Source organism: Mesorhizobium sp. B2-4-6 (assembly GCF_006442775.1).
In the GTDB taxonomy this organism is placed as follows: Bacteria; Pseudomonadota; Alphaproteobacteria; order Rhizobiales; family Rhizobiaceae; genus Mesorhizobium.
The window spans coordinates 395152-420521 of the sequence record NZ_VFVI01000001.1; the positions used below are offsets into that span (position 1 = coordinate 395152).

General features: G+C 63.1%; 30 protein-coding genes. 12 read left to right on the forward strand and 18 right to left on the reverse strand.

Translation table 11 applies throughout. From position 1 onward, the window contains the following. Positions 1 to 20: 20 nt before the first annotated feature. Positions 21 to 665, reverse strand: a complete 645-nt coding sequence (locus tag FJ957_RS01945; protein WP_140827917.1) for a 50S ribosomal protein L25/general stress protein Ctc — start codon at positions 663 to 665, stop codon at positions 21 to 23. A gap of 349 nt (positions 666 to 1014) precedes the next feature. Here FJ957_RS01945 and FJ957_RS01950 point away from each other — a divergent pair, with 349 nt between their 5' ends. Then, entirely contained in the window at positions 1015 to 1659 is a 645-nt protein-coding gene (locus tag FJ957_RS01950; protein ID WP_140827919.1) for a glutathione S-transferase family protein, read from the forward strand. A 78-nt stretch (positions 1660 to 1737) separates the two neighbouring features. Here the strand turns inward: FJ957_RS01950 and FJ957_RS01955 are convergent, their stop codons facing one another. Further along, positions 1738 to 2181 carry a MarR family transcriptional regulator gene (locus FJ957_RS01955; RefSeq protein WP_140827925.1) on the reverse strand — a complete coding sequence of 148 codons (444 nt, stop codon included), beginning with the start codon at positions 2179 to 2181 and terminating at the stop codon, positions 1738 to 1740. Positions 2182 to 2329: 148 nt separating this feature from the next. Between FJ957_RS01955 and FJ957_RS01960 the strand changes: the two genes are divergently transcribed. Next, positions 2330 to 3187 (forward strand): alpha/beta hydrolase, encoded by an 858-nt coding sequence (locus FJ957_RS01960; RefSeq protein ID WP_140827932.1) that lies wholly within the window; start codon positions 2330 to 2332, stop codon positions 3185 to 3187. A gap of 66 nt (positions 3188 to 3253) precedes the next feature. Here the strand turns inward: FJ957_RS01960 and FJ957_RS01965 are convergent, their stop codons facing one another. After that, on the reverse strand, positions 3254 to 4171 hold the full coding sequence (locus tag FJ957_RS01965) for a hypothetical protein (RefSeq protein ID WP_246685752.1): 918 nt from the start codon (positions 4169 to 4171) through the stop codon (positions 3254 to 3256). Positions 4172 to 4376: 205 nt separating this feature from the next. Here FJ957_RS01965 and FJ957_RS01970 point away from each other — a divergent pair, with 205 nt between their 5' ends. Then, entirely contained in the window at positions 4377 to 5663 is a 1287-nt protein-coding gene (locus FJ957_RS01970) for a glycosyltransferase (protein WP_140827935.1), read from the forward strand. A gap of 151 nt (positions 5664 to 5814) precedes the next feature. Here the strand turns inward: FJ957_RS01970 and FJ957_RS01975 are convergent, their stop codons facing one another. Then, positions 5815 to 7044 carry an MFS transporter gene (locus FJ957_RS01975; RefSeq protein ID WP_181180472.1) on the reverse strand — a complete coding sequence of 410 codons (1230 nt, stop codon included), beginning with the start codon at positions 7042 to 7044 and terminating at the stop codon, positions 5815 to 5817. A 112-nt stretch (positions 7045 to 7156) separates the two neighbouring features. Here FJ957_RS01975 and FJ957_RS01980 point away from each other — a divergent pair, with 112 nt between their 5' ends. Continuing rightward, complete coding sequence (locus FJ957_RS01980; protein WP_140827937.1) at positions 7157 to 8026, forward strand: helix-turn-helix transcriptional regulator; 870 nt, start codon at positions 7157 to 7159, stop codon at positions 8024 to 8026. A gap of 122 nt (positions 8027 to 8148) precedes the next feature. Beyond that, on the forward strand, positions 8149 to 8718 hold the full coding sequence (locus tag FJ957_RS01985; protein ID WP_140827939.1) for a dihydrofolate reductase family protein: 570 nt from the start codon (positions 8149 to 8151) through the stop codon (positions 8716 to 8718). Here the strand turns inward: FJ957_RS01985 and FJ957_RS01990 are convergent. From FJ957_RS01990 to FJ957_RS02020, 7 genes are all read right to left on the reverse strand, one after another. Next, entirely contained in the window at positions 8715 to 9650 is a 936-nt protein-coding gene (locus FJ957_RS01990) for a ribose-phosphate pyrophosphokinase (protein ID WP_126059768.1), read from the reverse strand. The genes FJ957_RS01985 and FJ957_RS01990 overlap by 4 nt on opposite strands. Before the next feature lie 175 nt (positions 9651 to 9825). After that, positions 9826 to 10452, reverse strand: coding sequence for a hypothetical protein (locus FJ957_RS01995; RefSeq protein WP_140827941.1), 627 nt, complete (start codon positions 10450 to 10452; stop codon positions 9826 to 9828). Between the two features lie 55 nt (positions 10453 to 10507). Next, entirely contained in the window at positions 10508 to 11659 is a 1152-nt protein-coding gene (locus FJ957_RS02000) for a Xaa-Pro peptidase family protein (protein ID WP_140653371.1), read from the reverse strand. Then, on the reverse strand, positions 11659 to 12447 hold the full coding sequence (gene pgeF / locus FJ957_RS02005; RefSeq protein WP_140827943.1) for a peptidoglycan editing factor PgeF: 789 nt from the start codon (positions 12445 to 12447) through the stop codon (positions 11659 to 11661). The genes FJ957_RS02000 and pgeF overlap by 1 nt, the downstream gene beginning before the upstream one ends. 88 nt (positions 12448 to 12535) lie before the next feature. After that, complete coding sequence (locus FJ957_RS02010) at positions 12536 to 13603, reverse strand: class I SAM-dependent methyltransferase (protein WP_140827945.1); 1068 nt, start codon at positions 13601 to 13603, stop codon at positions 12536 to 12538. Continuing rightward, positions 13600 to 14454, reverse strand: coding sequence for a prolipoprotein diacylglyceryl transferase (lgt, locus tag FJ957_RS02015; protein ID WP_140782356.1), 855 nt, complete (start codon positions 14452 to 14454; stop codon positions 13600 to 13602). The genes FJ957_RS02010 and lgt overlap by 4 nt, the downstream gene beginning before the upstream one ends. A gap of 105 nt (positions 14455 to 14559) precedes the next feature. After that, positions 14560 to 14799 (reverse strand): BrnA antitoxin family protein, encoded by a 240-nt coding sequence (locus FJ957_RS02020; protein ID WP_140829478.1) that lies wholly within the window; start codon positions 14797 to 14799, stop codon positions 14560 to 14562. A gap of 210 nt (positions 14800 to 15009) precedes the next feature. On the opposite strand from FJ957_RS02020, the gene FJ957_RS02025 reads away from it, so the two are divergent. From FJ957_RS02025 to FJ957_RS02035, 3 genes are all read left to right on the forward strand, one after another. Then, positions 15010 to 15312, forward strand: coding sequence for an accessory factor UbiK family protein (locus FJ957_RS02025; RefSeq protein WP_140647557.1), 303 nt, complete (start codon positions 15010 to 15012; stop codon positions 15310 to 15312). A 313-nt stretch (positions 15313 to 15625) separates the two neighbouring features. Beyond that, on the forward strand, positions 15626 to 16126 hold the full coding sequence (locus FJ957_RS02030; protein WP_040989643.1) for a YbjN domain-containing protein: 501 nt from the start codon (positions 15626 to 15628) through the stop codon (positions 16124 to 16126). Positions 16127 to 16144: 18 nt separating this feature from the next. Then, positions 16145 to 16504: a tRNA-binding protein gene (locus FJ957_RS02035; RefSeq protein ID WP_140703890.1), complete on the forward strand. Its 360-nt coding sequence runs from the start codon at positions 16145 to 16147 to the stop codon at positions 16502 to 16504. Here the strand turns inward: FJ957_RS02035 and FJ957_RS02040 are convergent. The 4 genes from FJ957_RS02040 to FJ957_RS02055 form a co-directional block, all read right to left on the reverse strand. Continuing rightward, positions 16496 to 17560 (reverse strand): glycosyltransferase family 1 protein, encoded by a 1065-nt coding sequence (locus FJ957_RS02040; protein ID WP_246685753.1) that lies wholly within the window; start codon positions 17558 to 17560, stop codon positions 16496 to 16498. The genes FJ957_RS02035 and FJ957_RS02040 overlap by 9 nt on opposite strands. Positions 17561 to 17784: 224 nt before the next feature. Next, positions 17785 to 19200, reverse strand: a complete 1416-nt coding sequence (locus tag FJ957_RS02045) for an ATP-binding protein (RefSeq protein ID WP_140827947.1) — start codon at positions 19198 to 19200, stop codon at positions 17785 to 17787. Between the two features lie 51 nt (positions 19201 to 19251). Next, positions 19252 to 19971 carry a response regulator transcription factor gene (locus FJ957_RS02050; protein ID WP_140827952.1) on the reverse strand — a complete coding sequence of 240 codons (720 nt, stop codon included), beginning with the start codon at positions 19969 to 19971 and terminating at the stop codon, positions 19252 to 19254. Further along, positions 19958 to 20485 carry a MarR family transcriptional regulator gene (locus FJ957_RS02055; RefSeq protein ID WP_042647466.1) on the reverse strand — a complete coding sequence of 176 codons (528 nt, stop codon included), beginning with the start codon at positions 20483 to 20485 and terminating at the stop codon, positions 19958 to 19960. Before FJ957_RS02055 ends, FJ957_RS02050 begins: the two co-directional genes overlap by 14 nt. 261 nt (positions 20486 to 20746) lie before the next feature. On the opposite strand from FJ957_RS02055, the gene FJ957_RS02060 reads away from it, so the two are divergent. The 3 genes from FJ957_RS02060 to FJ957_RS02070 all read left to right on the forward strand — a co-directional run bounded on the left by FJ957_RS02060 (position 20747) and on the right by FJ957_RS02070 (position 23062). Beyond that, positions 20747 to 21640, forward strand: a complete 894-nt coding sequence (locus tag FJ957_RS02060) for a branched-chain amino acid aminotransferase (RefSeq protein ID WP_140827959.1) — start codon at positions 20747 to 20749, stop codon at positions 21638 to 21640. Between the two features lie 146 nt (positions 21641 to 21786). Continuing rightward, positions 21787 to 22095 carry a hypothetical protein gene (locus tag FJ957_RS02065; RefSeq protein ID WP_140647552.1) on the forward strand — a complete coding sequence of 103 codons (309 nt, stop codon included), beginning with the start codon at positions 21787 to 21789 and terminating at the stop codon, positions 22093 to 22095. 325 nt (positions 22096 to 22420) lie between these two features. Then, positions 22421 to 23062: an MBL fold metallo-hydrolase gene (locus FJ957_RS02070; protein WP_140827963.1), complete on the forward strand. Its 642-nt coding sequence runs from the start codon at positions 22421 to 22423 to the stop codon at positions 23060 to 23062. A 69-nt stretch (positions 23063 to 23131) separates the two neighbouring features. Here the strand turns inward: FJ957_RS02070 and FJ957_RS02075 are convergent, their stop codons facing one another. The 3 genes from FJ957_RS02075 to FJ957_RS02085 form a co-directional block, all read right to left on the reverse strand. After that, on the reverse strand, positions 23132 to 23548 hold the full coding sequence (locus tag FJ957_RS02075) for a BA14K family protein (RefSeq protein ID WP_140827966.1): 417 nt from the start codon (positions 23546 to 23548) through the stop codon (positions 23132 to 23134). Between the two features lie 270 nt (positions 23549 to 23818). Continuing rightward, on the reverse strand, positions 23819 to 24031 hold the full coding sequence (locus tag FJ957_RS02080; protein WP_006202521.1) for a cold-shock protein: 213 nt from the start codon (positions 24029 to 24031) through the stop codon (positions 23819 to 23821). Positions 24032 to 24269: 238 nt separating this feature from the next. After that, positions 24270 to 24482, reverse strand: a complete 213-nt coding sequence (locus FJ957_RS02085; protein WP_006202520.1) for a cold-shock protein — start codon at positions 24480 to 24482, stop codon at positions 24270 to 24272. 454 nt (positions 24483 to 24936) lie between these two features. Here FJ957_RS02085 and FJ957_RS02090 point away from each other — a divergent pair, with 454 nt between their 5' ends. Next, complete coding sequence (locus tag FJ957_RS02090; RefSeq protein ID WP_140827968.1) at positions 24937 to 25326, forward strand: Kazal-type serine protease inhibitor domain-containing protein; 390 nt, start codon at positions 24937 to 24939, stop codon at positions 25324 to 25326. The last annotated feature ends 44 nt before the right edge of the window (positions 25327 to 25370 follow it).

The window sequence follows — 25370 nt, forward strand, 5'->3', positions numbered from 1 at the left end:
AAATCATCCGGCCTGGAGAATTACTTCTCTTCGGCCGCCGGAGCCGCCGTCTCTTCTGCAGCCACCTCGGTGGTCGCTTCCGTCTCCGGCTTCATCGCCGACGAGCCGGCAACGGTCGCGATGGTGAAGTCGCGATCGGAGATGACCGGCTTGACGCCGGCCGGCAGCTTGACCGCCGAGATGTGGATCGAATCGCCGATGTCGGTGCCGGTGAGATCGATGGTGATGAATTCCGGGATCGCATTGGCCGGGCAGTGGAACTCGACTTCGTGACGAACGATGTTGAGCACGCCGCCGCGCTTGATGCCGGGCGACTTGTCCTCATTGATGAAGTGGACAGGCACGTCGACATTGACCTCGGTGTCCTTGCCGATGCGCAGGAAGTCGACATGGACAGGAAAATCCTTGACCGGGTCGAGCTGGAAATCCTTCGGCAGGACCTGGATCTTCTTGCCGTCGACATCGATCGTGGCGATCGTGGTCAGGAACCCGCCACCGTGGATCTTGTAGAAGAGGTCCTTGTAGTTGAGCGCAATCGCCAGGGGAGGCTGCTTGTCGCCGTAAATCACTGCAGGCACTTTACCGTTGCGACGAACTGCACGGGCGGACCCCTTACCGACCTGTTCGCGCGCTTCGGCTTTCAGCTCATAAGCATCGTGGCTCATGGCACTTCCTTTCGCGTGTTATGGAGCGCTTGCGGCAAGCACGATGCCAACCGTAAACGTCGAAAGCCGTCGCGGCCTTGCACGATCTGTCCGATGCGTTTGGCGATCCAAATGCGTCTGGGGATCATGCGAGGCCTGGCCGGCCTTCCTCCGCGTTGCCTCCAAGGGTGTCTACGCGGGTGGCGGCTCTATAGCGGAAGGCGGCGAGAGGCGCAAGCGGTTGGGCTGGAAGGCTTGCGGGGCGGTTTCCAGCATCGAAAGCATAAACCGGCAATCCGATTTGCGCGAATGTAGGATCGGATGGATATCAGTCGTCCTGCGGCATGTAACCATCCCAAGGGGACCGACTATGAAACTGCTGTTCAGCCGCAATCCCAATCCTCGCCTCGCGGTCGCGACGGCGCGCCATCTCAAGGCTAAGATCGCGTTCGAGTTCGCATCGCCCATGGCGCCGGGGCAGGCCGAACGCCATCGCGCGCTCAACCCCAATCTGACCCTGCCGATCCTGGTCGGGCCGGGATGGAGCCTGTGGGAGGCCGACGCCATCGCCTGCCGGCTTTCGCGGGAGGTTCGTTCGGATTTTTGGCGCAGTGGCGACGACGAGCCGGACATGATCCGCTGGATCAGCTGGGGCAAGGAACGGTTCGCTTTCGCCTGCGACATGGTGCATTTCGAGCGTGGGACCAAGCAGCGCTATGGGCTCGGTCCTATCGACCAGGCGCTGGTCGAGGAGGGGCTGAGGCAGTTCCATAAAGCCGCGGCGATCCTCGAGCCCGAGCTTTCGGGACGCGAGTGGCTCGTCGGCAATTCAATCTCCTATGCCGACTTCCGCATGGCGACGTTCCTGCCTTTCAACGACGTCGCCGGATTGCCGCTCGCCGACTACCCGGCGATCCGGCGCTGGTATGGCCGGCTGGAGTCGATCGACGCCTGGCGCGACCCGTTCCAGAGGCTGGAGGCGCCGCAACTGCCGCCGGTCAAGACAGAGGCGTGACCCGCATCCGCCGAGCCCGTCCAAGGCGCCCGGGACGCAAGCTTGTCCGGTCGCGCCCGCTCTCTTTTTCAGCACATCTCAGACGGCGTCGACCGCAAGGTCGCCGTTCAGCGCGTCGCGCAACGCCTGGATTTGCCGGTTCAAGGCATCGAGTTCAGCCAGTTTCATGCCTGACCGCTCGATCAGCGTCTCGTTCAGGCAATTGCATTGGACGAGCAAGGCTCGTCCGCCGGGGGTCAGGTCGACCTGCACCTGGCGCTCGTCCGTCTGGCTGCGCTGGCGGCTGACAAGCCCAGCCTGCTCCATTCGCTTCACCAGCGGCGTGATGGTGCTCGATTCGAGGGCCAGCCGATGCGCGATGCTGCCCACCGACATGCCGTCCGTCTCTCCCAGCGCATTGAGCACGAGATATTGCGGATAGGTGATCCCCATCTTGTCCAGCATCGGCTTGTAGGTGCGGTTGATCGCCAAGCTGGTGGCGTAGAGCGTGAAGCAGAGCTGATTGTCCAATGGGAGAGGCACGGCGCATTCCTTTTGCCGACTGAGCATCTATTGCATACCACGAAAAATGATATCGCGATAAATAATTTCATGGACAAGGCTCTCGACCTCCGTTACGATATAGTTATCGCGATATTGTTTATCGCGACATCTATAAAAGGAGATTGAGATGACCTCGCAGACCAAGTCGGGTTCGGGCAGCGGCACGATCACCACCAAGGACGGAACACAGATCTTCTACAAGGATTGGGGGACTGGCCAGCCTGTCGTCTTCCATCACGGCTGGCCGCTGAGCAGCGACGATTGGGATGCCCAGATGCTGTTCTTCCTGGCGCAAGGCTACCGCGTCATCGCCCATGACCGGCGCGGCCACGGCCGTTCGACGCAGACCGACATCGGCAACGAGATGGACACCTATGCCGCCGACGTCGCCGCGCTCACAGCCCATTTGAACCTGAACAACGCCATCCATGTCGGCCATTCGACCGGCGGTGGCGAGGTGGCGCGCTACGTCGCACAGTATGGTTCGGGCGGCCGCGTCGCCAAGGCCGTGCTGATCGGTGCGGTGCCGCCGATCATGCTGAAGACGCCGGCCAATCCCGGCGGCCTGCCGATCGAGGTGTTCGACGGTTTCCGCGCTGCGCTGGCGGCCAACCGCGCCCAGTTCTTTCACGACGTGCCGGCCGGCCCGTTCTACGGCTTCAACCGTCCCGGCGCCCAGGTTTCCGAAGGCGTCGTCGACAATTGGTGGCGCCAGGGCATGATGGGTGGCGCCAGGGCGCATTACGACTGCATCGAGGCGTTCTCGGAGACCGACTTCACCGAGGACCTGAAGAAGATCGACGTGCCGGTGCTGGTCATGCATGGAGACGACGACCAGATCGTCCCGATCGCGGACTCCGCGCTGCTTTCGGTCAAGCTGCTCAAGAAGGGCGAGCTCAAGGTCTACAAGGGTTTCCCGCACGGCATGGCAACGACCCATGCGGATGTCATCAACGCCGACCTGCTGGCGTTCTTCAAGGCCTGAGCCTGCTTGCCGGAAACGCGAAGGCACCCGCCCTCCGGCGGGTGCTGCAAGGCCTGTTGTTCTCTGCTAGGGCTGTCGTCCCCGACCGGGTTTACCGAGGAAGCGCGCGAATTTGCGCCCCACTCTCGGTCGGAGTTGGACTCGCCAATCGGGGATGTCACCCAAGGATATGCTGTCTGCGGCCTTGGCCTTTCGTGCGAGCCAGGTGACATCGACGATTGCGCTGCCGATCGCGAGCAATCGGTTCGTCAGCATCTGCTCGTTGAGGATCGCCCTTGCCTTGCTCTCGAAAAGGGGCAGCGTTTCGTTCGTGAGATCGAACCGGGAATGCCATCCAGGCCCTTGCCCGGTCCCGGCTCCGGTAAGCCATCCAATCAACAGCTGTCTATATGGGCGCGAGACCGGTGCATCTTCCCGGAAGGGCGAAAGCGGATTCCCGCTGAAAATCGGCGCCCCATCGGTCACGCCGACCATCGATCCAAGCGCCTGCAAATGCCTGGGCCGCATCAGGATGAACGAGCTGCGGAGCCAAGCCTGCGAGGGGATTCCAAACATCGACACCGGCTCATTGAAGAAATCGATATGGCCGAGCACCGCATTCAAGCCCGACAGATGCCGCACGATGTCCTGGTCGATCAGCTTGAGATGGTCCGGCGTGTATTCGGCGAATGCAGACGTAGCGAGATGGATCAGGTCATAGTCATTCAGCCGTTCGCCGATGTGGACAATGCCGCTGTCCCAGGCGGAGAATTCCCAGCTGGAATTGGAGCCCCCGATCAATTCGACTTCGCGATCAAGGTGGACGCTCCGACCTTCCGGCATGCAATTGTCGATCACAAGCGTATGGTGCGCCACGTCTGGCATTTGCGCGGCAAACATCGCCTTCAAATCCTGCAGCGCGGTGGGATATCTGGCGGCGCCATGGCGCGCTAGAAGGGTCAGGATTCGCAACTTGGAAGAATCTCGACCGCTTTCCGGCGTCAAATGCTTCTTTCCCCCTCAGAAGCGAGCTGATGCTCTCACCCTTGCAATCGCCAAGGTCTATCTTGGGTGCACCTGGCATCCATCCACCGCATAATGTCCAGACTGGGCGTCCAATGGTAGTGTCCTGCTTAAATTGGGGCCAGAGAATGATTGCGACATTGAGACGGCCACTTCATGCTGGCGGCTTGGCCATCACGTCGATCCGATGAGGTACGTTTCGCTTGGAACGTTTCCGATCCGGCGGCCGGTCCATGGCGGCCAGCTGCGGGCGAATGCCATCCACAAGGTCCTGCGGGATGGCGGATGGGAAACACGCCATGTCGTGGTCACTCCCAACCGCGGCGCCAGGCGCGAAATGGAGGCCGGCGATCTTTTCATCGAGATGCCGCGCAGCTTTCGCAAGAAGATGGCCCGGCGCAAATGGCGTTCCGATGTCGCCGCCGCTGAATTCATCGCAGGCAGCAAGTTCCATCGCCGCGAAATCGCAAGATTTCTCGATGGCTTCAGGCCGGACGTCATCGCCCTGGAGCAGTGCTGGCTTTGGCCGGCCTTGCGCGAGTATGTTGAAATGTGCTCGCCCGAGGCACGCTTTTCAATCGTGTACAGTTCGCACAACGTTGAACAGGAAATGCTGGCGCAGGAGGCCATGATCGCCGGCGCGGAAATGGACCTCTGGAGTGCTCAACGCGCGGCGGACATCGAGCCCGATCTTGCCGCAAAGGCAGACCTGATCGTCGCCGTCAGCGAGCAGGATGCAACCTATTTCCGCAAGCTCAATCCAAGCGTGGTGGTCGCCGCCAACGGCATTTGGCCGCGGGAAATGCCTATCGGCCTCGATCGTTGGGCGTCGCGGTTCGCCGGCCTGCGCACGGCGTTGTTCGTCGGCTCGGGTCATCCGCCCAATGCCCGCGGTTTTCTCCAGATGACGGGTCCGGACCTCGATTTCCTGTCAGCCTCGGAGCGGATCGTGGTGGTCGGCGGCGTTGCCGACCAGATACGCAACGATCCCGGATTCCCGCGGTACCGTGGTGCCGACAATGCACGGATCGAGCTGCTCGGCGTGCAGGACGGCGCGGCCCTCAGCGCGCTGATCGAGCTTGCCGATGTCGTGATGCTTCCGATCCTTGAGGGCGGCGGCACGAACATCAAGACCGCGGAAGCGCTGTACAATCGCAAGCCCGTCGTGGCGACGACTTTCGCGTTGCGCGGCTACGAGCAATTCAAGCATTGGCGGAATGTCCGGCTGGCCGACAGGCCGGATGACTTCCGGGATCTGCTGGCGCAGGCGCTCAGAAGCGAACCGGAGCAGCTGAAATCGGCGGATATCGCGCAACTCGATACGCTGCTTTGGACTTCGACGCTTCGGCGGCTTCCCGAGCAGTTCGCAGCGCTGCCGAGGCGGCAGCGCCAGGCGACGGCGAACCCGGCCGATGGCCGAGGCCGCTTTCTTCGCGACCTTCTGCAACGCCTGGGTTTGATCGGAAAGAGCTGATCTTGTGCGCAAGGGCGCCGAGAAAAGAACCTGCGTTTTGGGCAATGCAAGCGCTGCGCCATGAGATGCCCACCGGATCCGGGACCATCAAGGTCTCAAACCCGACGGCGATTATCGGCTGAACGGCGGCTTGGCCGCCGATCTCGCCGGCTCAGGCCTTCCGCGCTTCCTTCATGTCGGGCAGGAACACGGTCAGCAGGCCGAGGAAGGGCAGGTACGAGCAGATCTGGTAGACGAAGTCGATGCCCTTCATGTCGGCGACGACGCCGAGCACCGCGGCGGCAATGCCGCCCATGCCGAAGGCGAAGCCGAAGAAGATGCCGGCGATCATGCCGACGCGACCCGGGACCAGTTCCTGCGCGAAAACGACGATGTTGGAGAAGGCCGACGACAGGATCAGGCCGATCAGCACGGTGAGCACCATCGTCCATTCCAGATTGGCGTAGGGCAGCGCCAGCGTGAAGGGCAGCACGCCGACGATCGAGAACCAGATCATCGCCTTCTGTCCATAGCGGTCGCCGAACGGACCGCCGAGCAGGATGCCCAGCGCCGAGGCGCCGAGGAACAGGAACAGCATCACCTGGCTCATCTGCACCGAAACGCCGAACTTATGCATGGCGTAGAAGGTGTAGTAGCTGGAGAGCGAGGCGATATAGGCGTTCTTGGTCAGCACCAGCAGCGTCAGAACGGCCAGCGCCCACATGACCTTCTTGCGCGCGAAGGGCGAGACATGGGCGGTCTGCTTGCGGGTGGCCATCGAGGCGCGCAGGCGGCTGTACCAGCCGCCGACCTGCCACAGGACGACGATGCCGATCAGCGAGCCGACGGCGAACCAGGAAATGCTGGTCTGCCCGAACGGCACGACGATGAAGGCGGCGAGCAACGGGCCCATGGCCTGGCCAAAATTGCCGCCCACCTGGAACAGCGATTGCGCAAGGCCGAAGCGGCCGCCAGATGCAAAGCGGGCGATGCGCGAGGATTCCGGATGGAAGATCGCCGAGCCGATGCCGATCAGCGAGGCGCCGATCAGGAGCAGCCAGTAATGGCCGGCATGGGCGAGCACGACAAGGCCGACCAGCGACGAGGCCATGCCCCAGGGCAAGGAGTAGGGCATCGGCTTCTTGTCGGTGATCATGCCGATCACCGGCTGCAGCAGCGAGGCCGTCACCTGGAAGGTGAAGGTCAGCAGGCCGATCTGCCAGAAATCGAGACCGTAATTGTCCTTGAGCAGCGGATAGATCGCCGAAAGCAGCGACTGCATGATGTCGTTGACGCAGTGGCAGAAGCTCACCGCAAGAATGACGGTGAAGGCAGTCGCTTGCGCCGAGATGTTGCTAGCCGGCGCCGGTGCGGCGACGGAGGTGGCGGCTGTATCAGTCAAGGCAATGCTCCGTAGTCTTTTTGGCGGCGTGCCGCCGGCGGCCTTATAGGCCTGTTGCCAAGCGACTTCTTTCGTGGTTTGGTCCAATAGTTTCGCAAGTGGGCCACATCCGATGCCGAATAGCCGCGAGATATTCAGAGGCGACGCCGCCGAACTCGGCCGGCTGCATGAAAGCCGCTGGCAATGGCTGGAACAGGCCGTCGGGCCGGCGGTCGCCCTGCCGACGGAATATCCGGACGGCTATCGCGTGCCGCAGCATCGCCACAGCCGCAGCCAGCTGTTGCACGCGCTGGTCGGCGTGGTCCTGGTGACGACCAGGCATGGACGCTGGATGGTGCCGCCCGACCATGCGATGTGGATACCGGCCGGCACCGAGCATTCCGTCGAGATGCTGGGCGACGTCTCGATGCGCTCGGTCTATGTGATGCCGGGCGCTATTGCCGGCCTGCCGGAAGGCTTGCGCGTCGTCGGTATCACCGAGCTGATGCACAGCCTGATCGTCGAATCGGAGAAGCTGCCGCAAGGCGGCGAGCTCGAAGGGCGCGCCGCGCTCGTCATGGGACTTCTGCTGCACGAGATCCCGAGCCTGCCGGAGCGGCCGCTCGGCCTGCCTTTCCCGTCCGATCCGAAGCTCGAGGCGCTTTGCCGGCGCTTCGTGGCAGCCCCTTCGCCGCATGCGACGATCGACGAATGGGCGGATGCGGCGGGCATGAGCCGCCGGTCGTTCACCCGCGCCTTCCATCGCCAGACCGGGCTGTCGCTGTCGACCTGGCGCCAGCAGGCCTGCCTTTTCGCGGCGCTGCCGAGGCTTGCCGACGGCGAGCCGATCACAAGGGTGGCGCTCGATCTCGGCTATGACAGCGTGCCGGCCTTCATCACCATGTTCAAGCGCATGCTCGGCACGTCGCCGCGCGGCTATATGCGTGGCGCGCGCGACGCCGGTGAAAACCCGCGCCGAACAGGCGGTCCGATCGCCGCGTGAAGCAGCGCCCGCGCTATTGAGCCGGTTCGCCCGTTCTCAGCACAGGTTCTATTTTCCAAATACTGATTGCGAATTGCAATCAGTTGTGCTCTTTTGCTGGAGGCAAAATCGGAGGGAGCCTAGTGGCGACGATCGTCTATGCCATGCTGACATCGCTGGATGGCTACATCGCTGGGCCGAGCGGAGACATCGACCTGCCGGTTCCCGAGGAAGAATTGCATCGGCATTTCAACGACGAGATGCGACGGACATCGATCGCGCTTTGCGGGCGCAGGATGTATGAAACCATGCGCTTCTGGGACAGCCCGGAGCGCGAGATCGCCGCTGAAGACGTCGAGCGGGATTTTGCCCGCGCCTGGCGGGAGACGCCGAAGGTCGTGTTTTCGACCACGCTTCAGGAGGTTGGGCCGAATGCCCGTCTGGCGAAAGGTGACGCGGAGGTGGTGGTGAGGGCGCTCAAGGCGGACACGGATGGCGAGATTTCCGTCGCCGGCGCCGAGCTTGCCGGGTATTTTGCGCGTGCCGGCCTGATCGATGAGTACCGGCTTTACGTGCATCCGGTCGTGCTGGGCGGCGGCAAGCCGTATTTCCGGTCCGGCCTGTCGCTGGCGTTGAAGCCGCTCGGCACGGAGCGCCTTGCGCAAGGGGTGACGCTGCTGCGCTATGCGCCCGCGGCGACCAGTTCTGATTAATCGAACAGGCTCGACACCGATTCTTCCGTGGCCGTGCGCGAGATCGCTTCGCCCATCAGGTCGGCGATCGAAATGACACGGATGTTCGGCGCGTCGAGCACGCCCTGCGTCGGCTGGATGGAATCGGTGATCACCAGTTCCTGCAGCTTCGATCCGGCGATGCGGGCAACGGCGCCGCCGGAGAGCACGCCATGGGTGATGTAGGCGGTGACGGAGGTCGCGCCATTGGCGAGCAGCGCGTCGGCCGCGTTGCAAAGCGTGCCGCCGGAATCGACGATGTCGTCGATCAGCAGGCAGTCCTTGCCGGCGACGGCGCCGATGATGTTCATGACTTCCGATTCGCCAGGGCGCTCGCGGCGTTTGTCGACGATGGCGAGCTGCGCGTCGAAACGCTTGGCCAGCGCGCGCGCCCGCACCACGCCGCCGATGTCGGGCGACACGACGACGACGTTGCCGAGCTGCTTGTACTTGGCTTTCACGTCGCGGGCCATCACCGGCACCGAGAACAGATTGTCGGTCGGGATGTCGAAGAAACCCTGGATCTGGCCGGCATGGAGATCGAGCGTCAGCACGCGGTCGGCGCCGGCGCGCGTGATCATGTTGGCGACCAGCTTGGCCGAGATCGGCGTACGGCCGGAGGCGCGGCGGTCCTGCCGCGCATAGCCGAAATAGGGGATGACCGCCGTGATGCGTCGTGCCGAGGAGCGCATGAAGGCGTCCATCATGATGAGCAGTTCCATCAGATGGTCGTTGGTCGGATAAGAGGTCGACTGCAGGATGAAGACATCCTCGCCGCGCACGTTTTCCTGGATCTCGACGAAGATTTCCTGATCGGCGAAGCGCCTGACGCTGGCCTTCCCCAGCGGGATGTTGAGATAGCGAGCGACCGCTTCGGCCAGCACCCGGTTGGAATTGCCCGCGAAAAGCTTCATGCACCGTTCCTGGTGAAGGATGGAGAGGCCCGAGAGACTCTCATGAGCCTTTTATGCGGGCTTTTAGCGGGCCGGGCCGGTATTGCAAGCCTCGTTGTCGGGAATCCAGTCCGGCGACTGCAACAAACACGGAAAACATCGCAAGCCGGCAACAGTTTGGCCGGCAACAGTTCGGTCAACCGGCGCCGCCGCCGCCGAGCCAGGCGGCGAACTGGTCGATTGTCTGGTCGGCGATGGCCTGCATGGTCGCGGGCGCCACCGTGGGCCAGCCTTCGCCGCTGCCGGCCGCAGGGGCCTTCTGCTGGCCATTGATGCGGTGCAGGCGATTGCCCGAGGGGTCGTAAATGTCCCAGACATAGATGACGGTCGTGTCCTTGCCCTCGGACATCGTCGAAAAATAGCCTTTCAGCACATGCGTGGCCGTCTGGTCCGTGCTGCCGACAAGCGTCAGGCCGCGCTGCCGGGCACGGGCCTGAAGTTCCGCCGTCAAGGGCGCCGCGGCCTCTACCGATGCGCCGACGATCGGCGCCACCTGCAGCCGCGTCCTGGCGAGGGCGGCGGTTTGTGCTGGCGTTGCGCGTGTCGCGGGTGACACTGCGGTGGAAGGCGCGGGCGAAGGGGCGGGTGCGGTCGTGGTCGGAGACGTGGCCGTTGTCGATGAGCCCTGCGGGGTAGGCAAAGGCTGGGCCGAACTCGCCGGCGGGGTGATGGCCGAAGGCTCCAATACGTCCTTGGCGTTGGTGCAGGCGCCAAGCGCCAGCGCCGCAAGCAATGACACGGTCGTCACCCGCGATCGTCTCATTTGCCTGAAAGCTCCCTACTGGCGAACGCCCCCGCGTGAACCAACCATTATGGATTCACTGCACGATCAAGTCGAGATCATGGCGCGACAGCGGCTTCGGCGCCGATTCCGTGGTGAGGTAAGTGCGGCCAAGCGTCATTGCGCTCTCGGTCTCGGAGTCCATGATGATCATATGCGCGAACAGCGTCATATTGGGCGCGATCGGTTCCGTGTTGCCCTGGTAGAACATCGGCATGTCCATCCAGGACGGCGTGAAGCGGGCGCCGACCGAATAGCCGCAGGCATTCAGCCGATGCTTGGTCAGATTGTGCGCTTCGAGCGTGCGGGCATGCGCGTCGAAGACATCTCCGAACGTGTTGCCCGGCGTCATCGCTTTTTCGACCGCGAGCAGGGCGGCACGGGAAGCGTCGAACAATTCCTGGTGACGTTTCGACACCTTGCCGGTCAGCACGGTGCGCATCATGGGGGCATGATAGTGGTGGAAGACGCCGGCCCATTCGAGCGTCAGCTGGTCGTTCTTGGTAAGCTTGCGGCGACCGGCCTTGTAGCGGCAGAGCAAAGCATCGGCGCCGGAGCCGATGATGTACTCGTTGGCGGGATAGTCGCCGCCGCCGGCAAAGACCGCGCCCTGCATGGCGGCAAGGATGAGCCCTTCGTCGCCGCCTTGCTTGATCAGGGGCAGGGCGGCGTCCAGCGCGTCGTCGGAAAGATTGGCGGCCTTTTCCGCCTTGGCGATCTCGGCCGGGCTCTTGAACAGGCGCAGGCGGCCGACGATGCCGGAAGCATCGGCGATCTGGCCGAAGGTCTGCAATTGCTCGTCGAGGCGGCGGCCATTGTAGGCGGTCAGGCCATGGGTGTCGTATTCGACGCCGATGCGGGCGCCGAGCAGGTCGAGGTCGTTGAGCAGGTTGCGCAGGTCGATCGCCGGGTTGGCGCCCTGACGATCGGTCCACAGCACGATGTTCTCGATGGTCGAGGTATGGCGCGCCTGCCTGAGATCGGCCGAACGGGTGAGCAGCACCATCGAACCGTCGGCCTTCACCACCAGGCACTGGAAGAAGCAGAAGCCGAACGTGTCGTAGCCGGTCAGCCAGTACATGCTCTCCTGTGCGAACAACAGCACGGCGTCGAGCTTCTTTTCGGCCATCTCGATCAGCAGCCGGTCGCGTCGCGCGTCGAATTCCGATCGTTCGAAATGCAGCGCCATTACTCTTTCTCCAAAACGATTGCCGAGACCTGCCGCCCGTAATCCGCTTCCTTGCGGTGGGTGGTGCGTCGGTAGGAATAGAAAAGGTCTTCTTCCGCGTAAGTGCAGCGGCCAAGGCCCTCGGCGGTCACGCCGGCCTTGCGCAGCCGGTCGACCGTATATTGGTTGAGGTCGAACATCGAGTGGCCGGCGGTCTTCGATGGCCCGAAATAGCGGTGGTTGTCGCCATCGGCCTGGACGAAGCGGGCGACGAATTCCGGACCGACTTCGTAATTGTCGGGGCCGATGGAAGGACCGAGCACGGCGACGATGCACTCGCGGCGGGCGCCGAGATATTCCATGGCAAGGATGGTGTTCTCGAGCACGCCGGTGAAGGCGCCCTTCCAACCCGCATGGGCGGCACCGATGATGCGCGCGTCGGTATCGGCGAAGAGAACCGGCCCGCAATCGGCGGTCGAGGCGCCGATGGCGATGCCCGGACGGTCGGTGACGATGGCATCGGCCTTCGGGCGAGGGCCCGCGAAGGGTTCCCTGGCCACAATGACATCCGGCGAGTGGACCTGGTGCGCTGTCAACAGGTGATCGGCCGGCACGCCCATCCAGTCGGCAACGCGTCGCCGGTTCTCGGCGACCAGTGTCTGATCGTCGCTGGAGCCCGTGCCGATGTTGAGCCCCCGATAGATGCCGTCGGAGACGCCGCCGATGCGGGTGAAATAGCCGTGGCGCATGCCTTGCGCCTTTTCAAGCAGCGGCGAGCGTACTGGATCTGGTCTGGTCTGATTCAGCATGGTTGGGTTTGTCGTCCGTGCAAGGCGGTTTCGTCAAGGCGAAGTTCGGACGACAAGCAGGACCAGGCGGTAGGACGCGCTCGCCGGCTCAAGCCGCTCTCGTCGCCGGCAGGATCTTCATAACCTTGAAAAGCTCGCCCATCGCCTCGGGGCCGGCCAAGCGTTCGACCGCGTCGGAGATGGCTTGACGGGCTTGCTCATCAGCGTTCGCACCGAGCGCGCCGGCGCGCTCGATCAAACCCATGCCAAGCAGGAATTCTCCCTGTGTCGTCATCTCGACACGAAGCCCATGAGGATGGACCGCTGTCGCAAGGGCGGCGAAATCGACATGCGATGTGAGATCGGCCTCGCCGGGGCCGGCCAGCACGTCTTCACGCCGATGCCGGCGCAAGGCCTGCAAGGTGTCGCCGATGCCAGGCTGCAAATGGCCGTAGTCGATAAAGAGGCCCGCGCCGCCCTGGGCAGCGATGCGCGCCGCGATCGCCGACATCAGTGCTACACGGGCCGGCGCCACTTCGGCGATCGCGCCTTCGGGCGCGTTGGAGGCATCTTCGGGCAACAGCGTGGAGTCGAGCGAGCCCGCGCCGGCAAAGAAGCGCAGCTCGTCATTGTCGTCGAAGCCGACCACGCGCTCGCGCCAGCTTTCGCCGACATGCACGAACTGCCGGATCGGCACTGCGTCGAAGAGTTCGTTGCCGACGATGAACAGCGGCTGCCGCGGCAGCGTGTCGATGGTCTGATGCCAGTCCAGCTTTGCGTCTTGGCCGGCAAGCGTCTCTCTTTGGATTTCGACAAGGCGCGGGCTGGTCTCGATGAGGGCAAACGAGGCCTTGCCTATAAGTGCCGGGTCGAGCCGCGACCAGGTGCGCAGCATGTCCTTCATCAAGGTGCCGCGGCCGGGACCGATCTCGGCGAAGGTCGCGGGCAACGGCCGGCCGGCACCTTGCCAGGCCTGGTAGAGCCAGACCGCGACGAGCTCGCCGAACATCTGGCTGATCTCGGGCGCGGTGATGAAGTCGCCGGCGGCGCCGAAGGGTTCGCGCGTCGTGTAGTAACCGGCGTCGGGATCGAACAGGCAGAGCGCCATATATTCGCTGACCGGGATCGGCCCCGTCGCGCCGATCAGGTCTTTGATGCGCTCCTTCAGCCGGGTCATGCCGTCCGCGGTTGTGTCGTCGGCTTTGCGGTGACCATGGCCCAGATGCCGGCGAGCACCATCGGCGTGGACAAGATCATGCCCATGGTCAGCCAGCCGGTGCCGAGCAGGTAGCCGAGCTGTTGGTCGGGCTCGCGGAAGAACTCGACGAAGATGCGCGACAGGCCGTAGCCGCAGATAAAGGCGCCGCCGACGAAGCGCGGCGTTTTCAGCTTGAGGCGCGAATGGGTGAGGAAGCGCAGCACCAGGAAAAGCACGAGCCCTTCGAGCAGCGCCTCGTAGAGCTGGCTGGGGTGGCGGGTGAACGGGCCGCCATTGGGGAATTCAATCGCCCAAGGCACGTCTGACGGCCGGCCCCAAAGCTCCGAATTGATGAAGTTCGCGACACGGACCAGGCCCAGCCCAACCGGCACACCGGCCGACACCACATCGAACAATGTCCAGGTGGGAATGCGGCGCCTGAGCGAGAACAGCGTCATGGCGAGGATAACGCCAAGCAGGCCGCCATGAAACGACATGCCGCCCTGCCAGACCGCAAAGATGTCGAGCGGATGCGCGATGTAGCGCGGCAGATCGTAGAAGAGCACGTACCCGGTGCGTCCGCCGAGCACGACGCCGATCGCCGCCCAGACGATGAAGTCGTCGAGGTCCTCGGGCTTCATAGGCAGGCGGCCGTCCGGCCAGAGGCGAGAATTGGTGACGAGGCGCTTGGCGTACCACCAGGCGAACAGGATGCCGACGATATAGCCGACGCCGTACCAGTGCACCGCGAGCGGCCCGATTTTGACGATGACCGGATCGATGTTGGGGAAGGGCAGGGAGGCCAGCGGCAGCAGGAAATATTCGCTCAAACTGGGGTCTCCCGGTTGCGGTCGTCTGTCGGGCGCGGACCATGCGGCAGGGTTTTGGCAGGGTCAAGGCAAGGTGGTATTGCCTTGATTGTCACAGAGGCGGTCTTAAACCGGTGGCTTGCCGGCGACAATTTGCCTTAGAGCGTCGTTGATCCTGTCCTGCCAGCCGGGACCATCTTCCTGGAAGTGATCCAGCACAGCTCGATCGATCCTGATCGAAACAAGCTCTCTGACGTTTGGCGCGGTGGCGGGCTCGCGAATAAGGGTCGCCGGTTTTTTGACTGGCTTGAAGGCGGCTTCCGCGGCGGCCATCGGATTTGTCGGTCGGCGTGGGGACGTTGCCATTGGTTGACCCTGGACTGAAGAGCGCTGAAGCAATACGCAACACACTAGGCGATTGGGCGCCCTCAAGTACAGTCTGGGGCGCTTGCGGAGCTATGCATAAGGCAATCCACCGCCATGCGCCATAGCAACGCACAGGACGCATCAACCCTTAACGTTCTTGCATTCCGCGGCGCTCGCCACTACGTCAAAGCGACAAAGCGAGGATCTGCCATGTCGACCGGACCGAACCGCATTCTCGATGAATTCGCAAAGATCATGACCGATGCCGCGGGTGCCGCGCAGGGCGTGCGTCGCGAAGTGGAGACGGCGTTCCGGGCACAGGCCGAGCGCATGCTGAACTCCATGGATATCGTGCAGCGCGAAGAGTTCGAGGCCGTTCGCGAGATGGCGGTCAAGGCGAGGGAAGACAACATCCAGTTGGCGACGCGCGTCGAGGCGCTCGAGGCCAAGCTTGCCGAACTGACCGGACAAGCCGCACCTACGGGTGCCGCAAAGCCCCGCGCAAAAAAATAATCGTTAAACTTTTCCACATAGCGCGATCCGAAAAATCGCTTTGCCGTGAATCGCTTACCGGCATTGCATGAATCTCCGTGACAGCCACCTTTCCACATGCGGATGACGCAGTGCGAAAAATTGGGCTGTTCACGCGACTCCCGATCAATAGACTGAATTTGTTGCATGATTCGAAGCAGGGTCATGCGCCGGGCGGTGGGGTCCGGTTGGGTCTTTGCGTTGGAAAGTCCTGGCCGTCCGAGTTCTAGACAAGATTGTTCGTCGTGTGTGCCCCGCGGAGCGTGCGGCGCTCCCCTGAACACAGGAAGCATTCATGGAACTCCTCGAACTCGAATTCTCCCGCGAAATCCACCCGGTGGATGTCATCGAGCAGGTGGCCCACAACAACGACTGGTCCTTCGAGCGTGCCGGCGACGACGAGATTTCGATTTCGGTGGCCGGCAGCTGGACCGACTACCACGTCTCCTTTTCCTGGATGGAGGATTTCGAGGCGCTGCATCTGGCCTGCGCCTTCGACATCAAGGTGCCGGAAACGCGCGCGCTGGAAGTGATGCGGCTGTTGTCGCTGATCAACGAACAGATGCTGTTCGGTCATTTCGATCTGTGGGAACAGGAAGGCGCGATCATGTTCCGACAGTCGCTGCTGCTTGCCGGCGGGGTCGAGCCTTCGAGCCAGCAGGTCGAGGTGCTTCTGTCGTCGGCGCTAGAGGCATGCGAATGCTATTTCCAGGCCTTCCAGTTCGTCGTCTGGTCGGGTACATCGGCCAAGGACGCGCTATCCAGCGTGCTCTTCGAGACCCATGGAAACGCCTGAGTCAGGCCGATATCGCTGATGAGTTCCAGTAGCGAGCGCAAGCCCGAGATCAGCTTTGCCGATTTCGACCGTATCGACATCCGTGCCGGCACGATCGTCGAGGCCGAGCCGTTTCCGGAGGCGCGCAAGCCGGCGATCAAGCTGAAGATCGATTTCGGTCCGGCGATCGGGGTGAAGAAGTCGTCAGCGCAAATCACCAAATACTACGCGCCGGAAACGCTGATCGGCCGCCAGGTCTTCGCGGTGGTCAATTTCCCGCCGCGCCAGATCGGCCCGTTCATGTCGGAGGTGCTGACGCTCGGCTTTCCCGATGAAGAAGGCGCGGTCGTGCTCGGCGCCATCGAACGCAAGGTGCCGGACGGCGGGCGTCTATTCTAGGACGAGCCTGGGGCGACCTGGAGCCAGCCGATCCTGACCGGCGCGCTTGCTTGGCATTCCCAGCGCTTCGTCGACCACGTCGAGAAACATTTCGGCGCAGGCCTGCCAGCTGTAGCGCATCGCGCGCTGGCGTGCCTCGGCGCGGTCGACGTGAAGCGCTTTCATCGCCGCCTCGCCCAGATCGTTCGATACGGCCCCCCCGACGCCGTCGCCGACAATGTCGATCGGTCCGGTCACCGGATAGGCGGCGACGGGCGTTCCGCTGGCCAGCGCCTCGATGATGACGTTGCCGAAGGTGTCGGTGCGGCTCGGGAAGACGAAGACGTCGGCCGACGCATAGATCTCGGCCAGTTCGTCGTTCGGGCGGTGGCCGAGGAAATTCGCCTTGGGATAGCGCGCCTTGAGTTTTGCCAGCTCCGGTCCTTCGCCGACGATAACCTTGCTGCCTGGCAAATCGAGATCGAGGAAGGCGGTCAGGTTCTTTTCGATCGCGACACGGCCGACGCACAGGAAAACCGGGCGGGGGAAGCCGGTTTCCTTGCGCTTGTCGGGCCGGAAATGGTCGGTGTCGACGCCGCGCGTCCAGGGCCTCAGCTTGTTGAAGCCACGCGCCGCGAGATCGTCCGCCAGCGATTGCGTGGCGACAAGCGTGCCCTGTCCGGAATTGTGGAAGTCGCGCAGCCAGTTGTAGGCCCAGCTCTCCGGCACCGGCAGGCGGGCGCTGAGATATTCGGGAAAGCGTGTGTGGTAGCTGGTGGTGAAGGGGCGGCCGATCCTTCGGCAATGGCGGCGCGCCATGATGCCGAGCGGACCTTCGGTGACGATGTGGATGTGGTCGGCCTTGGCGGCGTCGATCATACGCGCGACATGGCCCGGCGTCGTCAACGCGAGCCGGATGTCGGGATAGGTCGGCATCGGCAAGGTGCGAAAGAGGTTCGGCGTCAGGAAATCGAGTTCGACGTCGAAGGGCTTCAGCGCCTCGGTGAGGCGTTCCAGCGTGTGCACCACGCCATTGACCTGGGGCCGCCATGCGTCGGTGACCATCAGGATCCGCATGGCGATCCCGATGCGTATGAGGGCCCTTTGCCGCGATAATTCCTGGTCGCGCCGGCATGGTGCCGGAACGGCAGCCAGGCAGCAGCTCGCGCCTCGCTCCAGCGCACCCGGGCGGGCACGGGATCGAAGCGGGGCGGCAGGGCCGAATCAACGAAGGTCGCGCGCTTCATGCGCGCTCTTGACCATGATTTCATGACGGGCGGATGAAGCCTGTCTGACCGGGTTTACGCGGGCACCTTGATGACAGCGCGCAGGCCGCCGAGCGGGCTGTCCTCGAGACCGATGTCGCCGCCGTGGCTGCGGGCGATGTCGCGGGCGATCGACAGGCCAAGTCCGGTGCCGCTGGCGTCGAGGTTGCGCGCCTCGTCGAGCCGCAGGAAAGGCTTGAAAACCTCTTCGCGCTTGTCGGGCGCGATGCCGGGGCCGTCGTCGTCGATGGTGACGATGAGCGAGCCGCGGCCGTGATTGGCGTGGACCTCGACGGTCTTGGCATAGCGGAAGGCATTGCCGATGACGTTCGACAGCAAACGGGCAAAGGCGTTCGGCCGCACATGCACGGCCGGATCGCCGGTCAGCGTCGTCGTGAGCTTGCACTTGCGCAATTGCGCTTCCTCGCCAAGCTTCTGGAAATAGGCCTTGAGGTCGAAACGGCCGGTGTCTTCCGCAGCCTCGCCACGGGCAAAGGAAAGATAGCCTTCGAGCATCGACTGCATGTCGTCGATGTCCTGGTTCAGCGCGGCCTTGGTCTCGGACTTGCCGCCGGCCAGCGCCAGCTGCAGCTTGAACCGAGTGAGGATGGTTCGAAGATCGTGGCTGACGCCCGTCAACATGGCTGTGCGCTGCTCTATCTGGCGTTCGATACGCTCACGCATCTGGATGAAGGCGAAACCCGCTCGGCGAACCTCCTCGGCGCCGCGCGGACGGAAATCGCGCGGCATTGGCCGGCCCTTGCCGAAACTCTCGGCGGCCTCGGCGAGCGTCAGGATCGGCCTGATCTGATTGCGCAGGAAGGGAATGGCGATCATCAGCAGAACCAGCGAGGTGCCGACCATCCAGATCAGGAAGATGTGGGTGTTCGAGGCATAAGCCTGGCTGCGCCGCACGAAGACGCGCAGCACCTTGCCTTCAAGCTGGACGCGAACCTCGACGACATTCGAGTTGCCGACAGTGTCGATCCAGAAGGGACGGTTGATCTGCCTGGTGATCTCCGACGACAGCGCCTCGTCGAGGATCGAGAAGAACGGTTTGGGGCCTGGCGGGGGCAGCGGATCGGGCGGTAGCAGATCCACCTTCAACTGCATGCGGTCCTGGGCGATGCGGATGATGTTGGCGTAGTCAGCGTCGTGCGGATAGGTCTCCATCATGTCGATGACGGCCGCTATGTCCGAAATAGTCGCCTGCGACAGGCGCTGGGTGACCGTCTGCCAATGGCGTTCCATGAAAACGAAGGCGACCACCGACTGCAGCAGGATCATCGGCGCGATCACGATGATCAGCGAGCGGGCATAGAGCCGCTTCGGCATGTAGAGCGCGACAAGGCGCCAGAACCGGTTCCAGGCGCGGGGCATCGCCTTCAGCGTTCGCAGCGCGAGATCGCCGAGGCCGTCTCCTTTCGGCTTGTCCAGTTGCGTGGTCGCCATTCGCCCTTCCGCTCGTCGATGGCCTGTTCAGCAAAGGGCCTTCAACGTAACTTATTCGACGCTGAGCCGATACCCAATACCGCGCACCGTCTGCAGCCACACCGGATTGGACGGATCGCGCTCGATCTTGCGGCGCAGCCGGTTGATCTGCACGTCGATGGTGCGCTCGCCGACATCCGATTCATCGCCCACCAGCTCATGGCGCGGTATGGTCTCGCCCGCCCGCGCGGCGAAGATCGCGAGGATCTCCTGCTCGCGATCGGTCAGCTTAAGCGCCTCGCCGCCGCGCTTCAATTCGCGCTTGGCGATCTGGAACGTGTAGGGCCCGAACACCAGCTGCTCCACCTTCGGCGTCGCCGCCGGGCCGCCACGGCGCAGGATGTTGTTGATGCGCAGGATCAGCTCGCGCGGATCGAACGGTTTCGGCAGGTAGTCATCGGCGCCGGCTTCCAGCCCGGTGATGCGGCTGTCGGTCTCGGACAGCGCCGTCAGCATCAGGATCGGCACGTTCTTGTCGGCGCGCAGCGCCTTGGTGAGGTCGACGCCGGTCTCACCCGGCATCATGACATCGAGCACCAAAAGGTCGAAGTCGAGGCCGGCGAGCTTGCGCCTGGCCTCGCCGGAATTGCCGGCCACGGTGACGCGAAAGCCGTTCTCGGACAGATACTGCTTGAGCAGGTTGCGGATACGCGTGTCGTCATCGACAACCAGAAGATGCGGCGCGTCATCGTCGGGCGCTGCCGGATGATCAACCTTCTCAATGGTCTCCATGGTTCTTCCCCGATGTTTGCGCAGGCACAATGTCGATCTGCGCTCTTAGTTCCGGATTGACCATCGCTTCCAGGAAGCGCTCGATCGTGGCGCGTTCGGTGGCTCCGGAATCCTCCAATGCCGCACGGATGCGGCGCGACTGTGGCCGCGCCAACGCCAAGGCCAGCGCGCGACCCTTGGCGGTCGGGTAGAGTTCGCGCTGCCGGCGGTCGCGCGGACCCTGCACCTGGACGATATGGTCGGTGTCGATCAACTGCTTCAAAACCCGCGCGAGGCTCTGCTTGGTGATCTTCAGCACATCGAGCAGTTCGGCAACGGTGAGGCCCGGCCTGCGGTTGACGAAGTGCAGCACGCGATGATGGGCGCGGCCGAAGCCGTAATCGGCCAGGATCTGGTCCGGATCGGAGGTGAAATCGCGATAGGCGAAGAAAAACAGTTCGATGATGGCGAAGTCGATGCCGTCCTCATCGGCGATCGCCGTCCTGATCGGTTTACCGGCTGCGGGGCTCGTCATCATTTCTCCGTGCGAGGCGGGAATTATGTCAGTACTATTGACGTAATTTCCGGACAATGATAATTTTTGACAAGCTTTTCGGCGGATTGCGAACGAAAAGGCAAGGGGAAGCCGTTTTTCCGGAACTTCCTGAGTTTGCCACGGATTGAATATCCGCCTACGCTTTCAAGCATTGGCCAGTGTTTCGGATCCTGTGGCGGGGCCGGTACAAAAGGCTTTAAAACACAACGAGTTGCGGGCTCTCGCCCGCGGGAGGTTTCCATGGCATCTATTCCCTTCGATCAATTGGACGGCTTCATCTGGATGAACGGCGAGTTCGTCAAATGGGCCGACGCCAAGATCCATGTGCTGACCCATGGCCTGCACTATGCCAGCGCCGTCTTCGAGGGCGAGCGCGCCTATGGCGGCCAGATCTTCAAGCTGACCGAACATAATGAGCGCCTGCATGAATCGGCGCGCCTGCTCGGTTTCAAGATTCCCTATCCGGTCGCCGAGATCGACGAGGCCTGCCGCACGCTGTTGAAGAAACAGGGTTTCCAGGACGCCTATGTGCGCCCGATCGCCTGGCGCGGCAGCGAGCAGATGGGCGTTTCGGCGCAGAACAACCGTATCAACTGCGCCATCGCCATCTGGCAGTGGCCGAGCTATTTCGACCCCGCGCAGAAGCTCAAGGGCATCCGCCTCGATGTCGCCGAATGGCGCCGGCCCGATCCGCGCACCGCGCCCTCCAAGTCGAAGGCCGCAGGCCTCTACATGATCTGCACGCTGTCCAAGCACGCCGCCGAGGCCAAGGGCTACGCCGACGCCATGATGCTCGATTGGCGCGGCCAAGTGGCGGAAGCCACCGGCGCCAACATCTTCTTCGTCAAGGACGGCAAGATCCATACGCCGACGCCCGACTGTTTCCTCGACGGCATAACCCGCCGCACGGTGATCGGCCTGGCGAAGGATCGCGGTTTCGAATTGATCGAGCGCGCCATCATGCCGGAGGAACTCGAAGGTTTCGAGCAGTGCTTCCTCACCGGCACCGCCGCCGAGGTCACGCCGGTTTCCGAGATCGGTCCATACCGATTCGAGGTCGGCGAGATCGCCAAGACGTTGATGAACGACTATTCCGCCGCGGTGCAGCCGAAGCACGCAATCGCCGCAGAATAGCGATAGTCACAGCTTTTTTGTGCAATAGGGGCGGTTTTCGAGCCGCCCCTTTTATTTAAGCGCCCGTGCATTTGACTTTCAAACAATTCGGCGTCTCATGATGGCGTCGGCCCGAGGAGGCTGGCGGCTATGGAGGGACTAGTTACATGGACAGCAACACGATTATTCAGATCGTTGTACAGGTAATTGCCGGCGTTATCGGTGGCCAGGCGGTTGGCGCGGCGTTGAAGCAGGCGGCGATGGGCCAAGTCACCAAAATCCTCGGCGGTGCGATCGGCGGCGTCGGCGGCGCGGCCATTCTCGGCAGTTTGCTCGGCGGCGGCGGTGTTGACGCGGCAGCGGCGGCGGGCGGCATCGGCAGCGCGCTCGACTTGAAGAACCTCCTCGGCGGTGTTGGTGGTGGCGCGATCCTGACCGGCATCATCGGCGCGGTCATGAATGCGATGAAGAAATAGGTCCTGTTCTTTCGGACCTTTGCCATGGGCGGCCTCGGCCGCCCATTCCTTTTGGAACAGGGCTGGCGGCCTCGGTCGCCCATTCCTTTTGGAACAGGGCTGGCGGCCTCGGCCGCCCATTCCTTTTGGAACAGGGCTGGCGGCCTCGGCCGCCCATTCCTTTTGGAACACGGCCGGCGGCCTCGGCCGCCCATTCCTTTTGGAGCAGGGCCGGCGGCCTCGGCCGCGCATTTCCTCCCGAAGTTCGGACAATGGTGGACGAGGCTCGCCGGGCTGTCTACATCAGGGCGGCATTTCGAAGGAAAGCGGTGGGGAAAGGAAAGCCATGGGTCAGCTCAATGCCGGCATCGTGCCGGTCACGCCCTTCCAGCAGAACTGCACCATCCTGTTCGACATGGACGACAAGGACGGCGTCGTCGTCGATCCCGGCGGCGATGTCGACAAAATATTGTCGGTGCTGAAGGACAATGCCATCACCGCCCGCGCGATCTGGATCACGCACGGCCATATCGACCACGCCGGCGGCGCGATGGAACTGAAGGATGCGCTCGGCATCGACATCATCGGCCCGCACGAGGCCGACAAACCACTGCTTGCCAATCTCGAGAACCAGGCCAAGCGCTTCGGCCTCACCGACCCGGTGTGCAATTGCGTGCCGGACCGTTTTCTGACCGAAGGCGAGGTCGTGTCCTTCGGCGGCCATCAGTTCGAGGTGCTGCATTGCCCGGGACATGCGCCGGGCCATGTCGTCTACTACAACCGGGCGGCCAAGTTCGCGCATGTCGGCGACGTGCTGTTCCGGGGTTCGATCGGGCGCACCGATCTGCCCGGCGGCGACCATGCCGCGCTGATCGCCTCGATCAAGGACAAGCTTCTGCCGCTTGGCGACGACATCGGTTTCATCTGCGGCCATGGCCCGGGCAGCCGCTTTGGCGACGAGCGGCGGACCAATCTGTTTCTGACCTGACCTCGCAGGCAAAGAAAAAGCGCCGCTGGAGGCGGCGCTTTTGCCCGGGGCAGGGAACCCTGGGTTTTCTTAATTGGCAACGCAGAAATGCTGGGCGCCATCATTGCCGGTGAAGGTGCCGGTGCGCGAATTGAAGCTGCGGTAGCGATCCGAGCAATACTCGTACCAGCCGCGGGTCCACGGTTCGGCGTAGCGGTCGGCATAGACGACACGCGGCTGCTGCACGTAATAGCGCCGCACCGGCCGGTCGACGTAATAGTCGTCACCATACGCCGGTTCGTAATAGCGCGGCCCGGGGTTGCTCAGCGCGCTACCGATCAGAGCGCCGGCCGCGAGGCCGACAACGCCGGCGGCGAGGGCGTCGCCACCGTGGCTACGATGATGATGGTGCCAGCGCCAGTCGTCGGCATTGGCCGCCGAGAAGGTGGCCAAGGTGGTCGCGGCAATGCCAACACCCAGGATGGCGGTCTTGAGAAAGCGGTTCATTTTCGGTCTCCTTCGCGCCGGCCCGCGCATTTTTTCGGGGGATACGGACCGGCTTTAGCAAAGGTTAATAGAAGACCGTGGCTGAACGGAGGCTGAACGGAAGTCGGCGCAAACGATTTTTCGTGGCTTGCCGATTTTCAAGCCCGGGCGACTTTTGGAGCCTGGGCGACTTTTTTGAAGCCGGAACGACTTTTCCGGACTGGGCACAATCCACTCCGGGCGGGAGCGGTCCCGCCTGAAAGGCCTCCGTCGGATCCGTCGTGAACCGGCTTAGCCGATCGACAGATTGACGGCCTTCGGACCCTTGCCGCGCTTGTCCGGCTCGGTGTCGAATGTCACTTTCTGCCCATCCTCAAGACCGGGAAGGCCCGACGCCTGCACAGCCGAAATATGGACGAAGACATCCTTCGCGCCATCATCGGGCGTGATGAAGCCGAAACCCTTGGCATGGTTGAAGAATTTGACGGTGCCGGTCTGCGGCATGGGAAACTCCTTTGATCCCATCAAGTCAAGTTTCGGGCCGGCAAACTGCCCGAGAGGAAATTTGTCCTTTATTTTAGCGCTATCGGCAAGAGAAAGTTTTCGCCTGCCGATCCAAGCATTTGCGCGCAAAAAAGGCGCGACCGTCTCGGTCGCGCCTTCGCAATTTCAGGCCTGTCCAGAACCCGCTTCATGATCCTGCCGCACCATTGCATCCGCAAGGATAAGGCTGTTCCGGCGATCAGGCGGCGCGCAGGTTGACCGCCTTCGGGCCTTTGCCCATGCGGTCCGGCTCGACGTCGAAGGTGACCTTCTGGCCGTCGACCAGCGTGCGCAGGCCTGAGGCCTCGATCGCGGAAATGTGGACGAACACGTCCTTGGCGCCACCATCCGGCGTGATGAAGCCGAAGCCTTTGGTGGCATTGAAGAACTTTACGGTACCGGTCTGGGCCATTGGGGAAACTCCTTCACCCGTGTCGTGTCAGTCTTGTGGTTCGCCCGCTGCCTCGCGCCTCGGGCAAATCCCGGTGGTTGCTTCGGCGGTCATGCATTCGCGCATGGTCAAACCCCCCGCCGAAAAACGGGGTTGTCAGAGATTCACACTTGTCGGGGAAAGGTCGTCCAAAACGTTCCGCTCTCCGGGTCGCAAATGCCCGAACATGATTTTTATTACACGGAAACGTGATGCTTGCAAGACGACGCTCGCGGGCGGCCCGCGGCGCGTCCAACGCTGGGGCCTCGATAGACCCGGCCTCGTCACCGGTCATCGGCCAGAGACGAGCCAAGCATGGGCCAGCATGAGGGCGGCGACCATGGGTCGTGCGCTCCACAAACGATGGTTGCGTTTAGCGCGCAGGATGCGAGGATATCACGAGCCCGCATCACGCGTCGGGATGGAGGAAGGACATATGCGGTTTCTTGAGGTCTCGCGACAGGGCGTCGTCATTTTCATGCTGTCCGCGCTGCTGGCCGCCTGCACCGTCGTCGTCGACGATGGGCCGCGCCCGCGGCCGCCCCGGCCGCATCCGCAGCTCTGCACCATGCAATACGAACCGGTCTGCGCGCGGCGCGGCGGCGACCGCCAGACCTTCGCCAATGCCTGCATGGCCGAAAGGGAAGGCTACCGCATCGTGCGCGACGGTCCTTGCCGCGATGGCGGTGGCGGCGGGGAGCAGACGTTCTGCACGCGCGAATACGCCCCGGTCTGCGCCAGGGGACATGGGCAGGTGCGCACCTTCCCGAACGCATGCGAGGCCCGCGCGGCGGACTATCGCATCGTCGGCGACGGGCCGTGCTGAGAAAGCCGCGGTGTCCATCCGCGCAAATGGACACCGCGACGCGC